Source organism: Paraburkholderia sp. SIMBA_030, assembly GCF_046535245.1.
Classification (GTDB): domain Bacteria; phylum Pseudomonadota; class Gammaproteobacteria; order Burkholderiales; family Burkholderiaceae; genus Paraburkholderia.
The window spans coordinates 1-245 of sequence record NZ_JAWRXB010001360.1 but is presented as its reverse complement, the minus strand read 5'-3'; the positions used below and the strand labels follow the sequence as shown (position 1 = coordinate 245).

Below are 245 nucleotides of genomic sequence, written 5' to 3'. Positions count from 1 at the left end.
AGGCTTCGGCCTGCTGCGACTGGATGTTCAAAGCCTTGCCGACCATGGGCTCGGCGGCATCGGCGATCTTGCCGCCGAGGAACGGAACGGAGGAAGACACGGTGCCTTCGAGTTCGATGCGCGTGCCGGTACCGTCGGCCACCAGGCGCTGGACAGCTTTGACGTCCAACGGAGCGCCGGAAACCTTGAGGGCAATGTTGCTCGAACGCGAGCCGTCCGCTGCCGGGGCTTCCCACTGCTCGTTC

The 245-nt window shown here is 65.3% G+C and carries 1 protein-coding gene; it reads right to left on the bottom strand.

Annotation, left to right across the window (positions count from 1 at the left end):
- Positions 1–245: DUF2505 domain-containing protein (locus SB772_RS44475; RefSeq protein WP_410839086.1), on the bottom strand; the 245-nt coding region annotated here is incomplete at both ends.